The organism is Streptococcus sp. 2100, from assembly GCF_013276335.1.
Taxonomy (GTDB): Bacteria; Bacillota; Bacilli; order Lactobacillales; family Streptococcaceae; genus Streptococcus; species Streptococcus pseudopneumoniae.
In genome coordinates, this window is sequence record NZ_VMKV01000089.1 from 1 (window position 1) to 7,051 (window position 7,051).

Annotated in this window: 6 protein-coding genes and 1 pseudogene; 1 reads left to right on the forward strand and 6 read right to left on the reverse strand. The window is 39.3% G+C overall.

Annotation, left to right across the window (positions count from 1 at the left end):
- Positions 1 to 59 precede the first annotated feature (59 nt).
- The 5 genes from HT669_RS10250 to HT669_RS10270 form a co-directional block, all read right to left on the reverse strand.
- Positions 60 to 986: an ATP-binding cassette domain-containing protein gene (locus tag HT669_RS10250; protein WP_101514805.1), complete on the reverse strand. Its 927-nt coding sequence runs from the start codon at positions 984 to 986 to the stop codon at positions 60 to 62.
- Positions 987 to 996: 10 nt separating this feature from the next.
- Positions 997 to 2,064: an ABC transporter ATP-binding protein gene (locus HT669_RS10255; protein WP_000159563.1), complete on the reverse strand. Its 1,068-nt coding sequence runs from the start codon at positions 2,062 to 2,064 to the stop codon at positions 997 to 999.
- An 8-nt stretch (positions 2,065 to 2,072) separates the two neighbouring features.
- The gene (gene oppC, locus HT669_RS10260) at positions 2,073 to 2,999 is read right to left on the reverse strand and encodes an oligopeptide ABC transporter permease OppC (RefSeq protein ID WP_000103690.1); all 927 of its coding nucleotides are present in this window, start codon (positions 2,997 to 2,999) and stop codon (positions 2,073 to 2,075) included.
- Positions 2,999 to 4,495 carry an ABC transporter permease gene (locus HT669_RS10265; RefSeq protein WP_050207981.1) on the reverse strand — a complete coding sequence of 499 codons (1,497 nt, stop codon included), beginning with the start codon at positions 4,493 to 4,495 and terminating at the stop codon, positions 2,999 to 3,001. The genes oppC and HT669_RS10265 overlap by 1 nt, the downstream gene beginning before the upstream one ends.
- A gap of 66 nt (positions 4,496 to 4,561) precedes the next feature.
- Entirely contained in the window at positions 4,562 to 6,541 is a 1,980-nt protein-coding gene (locus tag HT669_RS10270; protein ID WP_050269502.1) for a peptide ABC transporter substrate-binding protein, read from the reverse strand.
- Positions 6,542 to 6,668: 127 nt separating this feature from the next.
- Here HT669_RS10270 and HT669_RS11300 point away from each other — a divergent pair, with 127 nt between their 5' ends.
- Positions 6,669 to 6,851 (forward strand): hypothetical protein, encoded by a 183-nt coding sequence (locus HT669_RS11300; protein ID WP_078800210.1) that lies wholly within the window; start codon positions 6,669 to 6,671, stop codon positions 6,849 to 6,851.
- Here the strand turns inward: HT669_RS11300 and HT669_RS10275 are convergent.
- Positions 6,835 to 7,051, reverse strand: a pseudogene (locus HT669_RS10275) (transposase); the annotation flags it as partial. The gene HT669_RS11300 and the pseudogene HT669_RS10275 overlap by 17 nt on opposite strands.

Consider the following 7,051-nt stretch of genomic DNA (forward strand, 5'->3'; position numbering starts at 1 on the left):
ACAGTTGACAAAGAGCCATAATTTCCATAAAAGTTGACATGGAAATTATAAAACCATTACTAGTTTAGTCCTTTTTGATAACGTGCCAATTCGGCTTGGTTGGCCCAAACATAGTGACCTGGACGGATTTCAACCATGGATGGTTTATCAGTCTCATAGTCGTGTTGACTTGGGTCGTAAACCTTCAAGACCTTCTTACGTTCCAAGATTGGGTCTGGAATTGGTACCGCTGAAAGCAAGGCTTGAGTATATGGGTGAATTGGATTGTTAAACAATTCTTCTGTCTCTGCAACCTCTACAATAACACCCTTGTAAATAACTGCGATACGATCTGAAATAAAACGAACAACCGACAAGTCATGGGCGATAAAGAGATAGGTCAAGCCAAGTTCTTTTTGGAATTTTTTGAGCAAGTTCAAGACTTGGGCACGCACAGAAACGTCCAAGGCTGAAATTGGTTCATCCGCAATAACAAAGTCTGGTTGCATGACCAAGGCACGGGCAATACCGATACGTTGACGTTGACCACCTGAAAACTCATGAGGGTAACGAGTCAAATGCTCAGCAAGAAGACCTACTTCACGGATAATATTTTGAACTTTCTCTTTACGTTCTTCTTCATCCTTAAATAAACGGTGATTGTAAAGACCTTCAGAAATAATATAATCAACAGTCGCACGTTCATTCAAACTTGCGGCAGGGTCTTGGAAAATCATCTGGATTCGACGAATCAATTCCGCAGCTTGTTCACGCGATTTCTTACCATTAATCTTTTGACCCTCAAAAATGATATCTCCATTACTTGTATCATTTAGACCGATGATAGCACGACCAATAGTTGTTTTCCCACTACCTGACTCACCAACAAGCGAGAACGTTTCTCCCTTGTTGATAAAGAAGTTAGCATTTTTAACCGCGACAAACTTCTTACTTCCTTCACCGAAGGAAATTTCTAAATCTTTAATTTCTACTAATTTTTCAGACATTTCCTTCCTCCTAGTCAGCCAGATGGGCAAATCCCATTTTTTCACGGATCTTATCATGGAGATTTGCAATCACAGCTGGTTTTTCTACTTTTGGAGCATCCTCATGAAGTAGCCAAGTTTTAGCCCAATGTGTCTCTGATACTGAGAATTGAGGAGCTTTTTGTTCGAAGTCAATCTGCATTGCATAGTCAGAACGCAAGGCAAAGGCATCCCCTTTCAAGTCAGTATAAAGTGACGGAGGTGTTCCTGGGATTGAGTAAAGATCCCCTTTATCATCAGCAAGCTGAGGCAAGCTAGACAAGAGACTCCATGTATATGGATGGCAAGCGTCATAGAAGACTTCCTCAACAGTTCCATACTCAACGATTTCTCCTGCATACATAACCGCTACCTTATCCGCAATACTTGCTACCACACCAAGGTCGTGAGTGATAAAGATTGTTGTGAAATGATACTCGTTTTGTAAAGATTTTAGCAAATCAATAATCTGAGCTTGAATGGTTACATCCAAGGCAGTTGTTGGCTCATCACAGATCAAGACATCAGGTCGGCAGGCAAGGGCAATCGCAATAACGATACGTTGACGCATTCCTCCAGAATATTGGAATGGGTATTCATCAAAACGTCTATCTGCGTCTGGGATTCCAACTTTATTCATGTAGTCAATGGCCAATTCTTTTGCTTCCTTGGCTGTTTTTCCTTGGTGTTTTACAATAACTTCTGTAATCTGGCTACCAATTGTTTTAATGGGGTCCAAACTAGTCATTGGATCCTGGAAGATAGTCGCAATCTTAGCACCACGAATTTGTTCCCAATCCTTGTGGGAAGATAGATTTGTCAAATCCTGACCACGGTAGTCAATACTACCTTGGGCAATGCGACCATTTTCTTCGAGCATACCTGTGAAGGTCTTTGTCAAAACAGATTTTCCTGATCCTGACTCACCTACCAAGGCTAATACTTCTCCTTCAACTAGTTCAAGGGAAACGCCGCGAATGGCTGTCAATACTTTGTCACGAACGTCAAATTCCACGACAATATCGCGAGCAGTCAAAATTACATTTTTTTCTTTTGTCATTTCTACTCCTATCTATGTGTACGTGGATCACTAGCATCCGCTAAGTTTTGACCAACTACGAAAAGGGACAAGGATACCAAAACAAGGGTTGTCAATGGAATCCAGAACAAGTAAGCATTGGTTGTTACGTTTTGTGAATAATCCGAAATCAAACGACCCAAACTTGGCACGGTAATCGGTAATCCTAGACCGAAGAAAGACAAGAAGGCTTCGTATGAGATAAAGCTTGGAAGCATTTGAGTCATCGTTGTCACAATAACAGATACCAATTGTGGCATAATGTTTTTGGCAACAATCTTCAAGGTTGGTGTTCCCAAAGTACGTGACGCCAAGTTGTATTCCAAATCACGGTAACGCAAGATTTGCACACGGATCATGAAGGCAATCCCAATCCATGTCGTCACACTCATAGCAAAAATCAGATTCCAGAATCCAGCTCCGATTGAGTAAGTCAAGACAATGACAATCAAAAGAGATGGGATGTTTGAGATGACGTTATAAACTTCCATCATGACACGGTCAACTGATTTTGAAATTCCCCAAATACCACCGACAAAAACACCGATAACCAAGTTAATCACTGTCGCAATCACAGAAATAAGGATAGAGTTACGAGCTCCAAACCAGACACCGTCAAAGAGTGATTTACCGTTACTGTCTGTACCGAACCAATGCTCAGCATTTGGCTTGATATAACGAGCACTAAAGTCGTTTACCTTGCTGACATCATTGAAATCAAACTTAGAAAACATTGGGTAGATGAAACTCATCAAAATGATGGCTACCAAGATTCCCAACATGACTACAGTTGATTTTTTCTTCATAAATTGTCTAAACACTGATTTCCAGTAAGAATATGCTGGCGCATCAATAGTTTCAGAGGCAAAATCGTCACGTTTTATAAACTGAAATTTTTCTTTATCGATTGTAGACATTATTTGCCTCCTTTCTCAGTCAATTTAATACGTGGGTCAATAATAGTCATCCAAATATCTCCCAAAAGACGTGAGAAGATAGAAATACATGTAAAGATGAAGACAAGACCAACGACCATAGAGTTATTAGATGCTTTTACAGAGTCAATCAACATTTTACCCATACCTGGGAAGGCGAAGACTGTTTCAGTAAGGGTTGCACCACCGATAACCCCAATAATAGCACCAGGAATTCCTGAAACCAGCGGAACCATGGCATTTTTAAAGATGTGTTTGTTTGAAATTTCTTTTTCAGACAAACCTTTTGCACGAGCGAAACGAACAAAGTCTTGAGATTGCAAGTCAATCATGTAACGACGAATCCAAATAGCTGTACCAGGAGCACCCAACAAACCAAGGATGACTGCTGGTAAAACGTAAGAACGCCAATCTCCAGCTCCCAAGATAGGGAACGAATCTGGAAGACCAATAGATGATCCAATCAATCGAACGATGTAAACCAAGGCAATGGTTGGAAGAGCAAGCAAGAAGGTCAAAGCCCCTGTTGAGAAGCTATCAATCCAAGTGTTCTTGAAACGAGCCATGGCTGAACCAAGTGGCACTGCAATCGCATAAGAAATCACCAAACCAATCAAACCAGTAATAGCAGAGCTGACAATCATAGATGGATATTGGTAATTACTTTCAGTCGCTGTATAAGGATCATCTTTCCCATAGCTAGCTACTTCACGAGAGTCAGCCTGACTAGGTGACTTGTAGGTTCTTGAGTAAATATTTACAGAAGACGTTTTCTTACCTGTTGGGAACTGAACTTGGGCAGTTTTGGTTTGTCCTTGACCTTGAGTAATAACCTGAAGAACTGGTGTATTAGCATAGGTTGGGTAAGAGTCACCTAAATTCAAGTTCACAAAGTTTTGATGAACAAATGGGAACTGACTGTTAAAGTATAAGAGATATTTATGTTTAGTTCCTGAACCGACCAATGACCATCCGATAGCTGGATCATTTTCAAAACGAAGGTAGCGTTTCAAGTCTGGATTTTCAGGGTCTTGGATTTTATTTGTATGGTCAATGTCAATCAAGTTAGCATAGAAGTGAAAAACACGTTCAAAAATGGGGATTTCACGACTAGCATAGAATTGACCACTTTCAGTAAATTCTCCCAAGGTCCAACCATGACCTAATTGATTGATGTACTTTTCATAAATAGCTTTATTGGTCGCATTTGCTTCTACTGTTACAGAAGAATCCATGCTACTTGCCTTTTCTTGCAACTCTTTAGTATCGTAATACTCAATGTAGCCCATACGCTCAAACACAGTATTTTCATAGTTATCACGTTTATCAGCCGTTGTCGCAATTTTATTATAGTTAGGATCCTGCTTGAAAATCAATTTTCGAGGAACCAAGGTATAGATAATCGTGTAGGTCAAAGTCGTCACTAAGAAAATCGAAACCAATGACCGCAAAACACGCATAAAAATATATTTTTTCATATTATTTCCTTTAAAAATCCCAAAAGAACCTTCTCCTCATGGAGAGAAAGTTCTATTAGAAATTATTTACTTCACATGACTTGCCAATTCTTTTTGAGCTTTCTCATTTGATTCAGCTTTTTCTTTCAACCATTTTTCACGAGCTTTTTCATACTCTTTCTTAGTCACCGCTTTATCTTGCAATTTCAAATATTTGAAGTAAACATCTGACCCCTTAGAGCCTGTTTGCGCAGAAGCTCTAGTAAATGGAACAACTCGTGAAAGCACCGGTGCTGCACCAGAAGAAGCCATAGCAGGAATAAAGAGAGAACTATCAGTCAACCATGCTTGAGCCGCTGCATATTTTTCATAACGGACATTCAAGTCGCTTGTCTCTTTGGCAGCTTCATCAACCAATTTATCGTATTCTTTCAAACCAACTTGAACTACTGAAGGGCTATTTGGATTATCAAATCCTAAATATGTTTTTGTAGTTTCACTGCTAGTTGTTTTTAAAATATCCAAGTAAGTAGATGGGTCTTGATAGTCTGGTCCCCATGTAACTCCTCCCGATACATCCCAATCCTCAGATGAAGCATTGGCAGCATAGTAAGTAATATTAAGGAATTCATCACTTGTCATTTGTTGAATATCGACAACGACATTTTCAACACCAAGAACTGTTTCTACAGATTGTTTAAAGGACTGAATACGGGCGATGTAGCCTTTTGATGCTTGGTCTACTGGAACATCCAGATGAATAGGAAACTGAACGCCATCTGCTTCTAAAGCTTTCTTAGCTTTCGCAAACTCTGCCTTGGCCTTGTCAGCATTGAATAAACCATCCTGCCCATCAGCTAAATTCACACCTTTCCACTCATCTCCATAAGCAGGAAGTTGAGCAGCGACTAAATCACCAAAGGTCTTCTCACCAACTGAAACAAAGTCTGGTTTTACAAATAGATTACGAACTGCTAAAGCTGCTCCATCTTTACCATTGATTTGAGCTGAGTAAGCTGAGCGATCAAGAGCAAAATTCAAGGCTTGACGGAAATCTTTGTTAAGCAATGCCTTCTTAGTAGCTGCTTTCTCTGAATCTGTAGTTTTAGAAGTATAGTTGTAACTTTGGCGATCAATATTCACACCCAGACCAGCAATCCCAGAGCCTGGTTGTGTATAATAGATATTGTCCTTGTATTTTTCTGCAACCTTAGAATAGTTGGAGCTGGTAGGGAAAAGACGGGCATAACTATAAGCTCCACTAGTGAAGTTACGCTCTAGCGACTCCTGATCTGAGCCATCATAGTAAGCCAGATTTATAGTATCTAGGTGGACGTTTTCTTTGTCCCAATATTGTTCATTTTTTACAAACTCTACAGAAGATTTTGCAGTCAACCCTTTCAACAAGAATGGCCCATTATAAAGCAAGGATGTCGGATCTGTTGGTTTAGCAAAATCGCTTCCTTTTGATGTTTCGAATTCTTCATTCAGAGGCCAGAAAATAGAATAGGTCAACTTAGAGTTCCAGAACGGTTCAGGCTGGTTCAAAGTGTATTGTAACGTATAATCATCAACCGCCTTGACACCAACTGTTGAAAAATCTGTTGAAGTTCCTGATAGATAATCTGCCAAGCCTTTAACCGAGTTTTCAGCTAGATACATAGCTTCTGATTTTTTATCTGCTGCGTGTTTTAAGCCGTTCACGAAATCTTTAGCCGTCACCTCTGCATATTCTTCTCCATCAGAGGTAAACCATTTAACCCCTTTACGAATCTTATAAGTGTAGGTCAAACCATCCTTAGAGACTTCCCAATCCTCTGCAACTGCAGGAGCAAGATTACCGTAATTATCGTTAGTGAATAAACCATCAATCCCATTTGAAGTCACTACTGTTGTACTATTTTTACTTGAAATCAGGTAGTCCAAGGTTTCTGGGTCTGCTGTATAAACATAGCCATAAGCTTTAGGGGCTGATGAATCAGATGATTTTGAAGAACTGCATGCTGCAAGTACACCTGCTGCTAATAAAACAAGACCTGCTGTAGCAAATACACGATTTTTTTTCATTTTCTACTCCTCTGTTTATGTGAATTATAGATTGACGACCATTATATCATATTATCCATTAAAAATCAAACAAATTTTCAGAATATTTAGGCTTGTTGGCACAAATTTTTCATTTTTTTTTGAATATATGATTCAAATTGTCGTTCGAAGTGTCAAAGACTACAGTGAAAATAGGAAATTTGACGCAGAAACTTTGGAGCTTAGGAAGACATACAGTAAAATAAAATACGGACGGAACAATGTGATTTTGGAATTCAAATTAAATTATAACAATATTAGACTTCCTGCAAAAGAGGATATAGCTTCATGAGTCCTTGATAACCATTGTCAGCCAAGATTTTACCAGCTTGTCCGATATTTCTGCGACTCGTTTTGAACAACTTCATATCATGACAATAGTTCACAGCGATATCCAAAGAAACAATTCTCCCTTGACTTGTGACAATCGCTTGAGCCTTCATAGCGTGGCATTTCTTTTTATAGTCATTTAGTTTTAAAAAGCGTTCCAAA

What these genes read in the sequence shown, in the direction of transcription:
- HT669_RS10250 (WP_101514805.1), bottom strand. Translation starts at nt 986, where the DNA reads ATGTCTGAAAAATTAGTAGAAATTAAAGATTTAGAAATTTCCTTCGGT.
- HT669_RS10255 (WP_000159563.1), bottom strand. Translation starts at nt 2,064, where the DNA reads ATGACAAAAGAAAAAAATGTAATTTTGACTGCTCGCGATATTGTCGTG.
- oppC (WP_000103690.1), bottom strand. Translation starts at nt 2,999, where the DNA reads ATGTCTACAATCGATAAAGAAAAATTTCAGTTTATAAAACGTGACGAT.
- HT669_RS10265 (WP_050207981.1), bottom strand. Translation starts at nt 4,495, where the DNA reads ATGAAAAAATATATTTTTATGCGTGTTTTGCGGTCATTGGTTTCGATT.
- HT669_RS10270 (WP_050269502.1), bottom strand. Translation starts at nt 6,541, where the DNA reads ATGAAAAAAAATCGTGTATTTGCTACAGCAGGTCTTGTTTTATTAGCA.
- HT669_RS11300 (WP_078800210.1), top strand. Translation starts at nt 6,669, where the DNA reads ATGATTCAAATTGTCGTTCGAAGTGTCAAAGACTACAGTGAAAATAGG.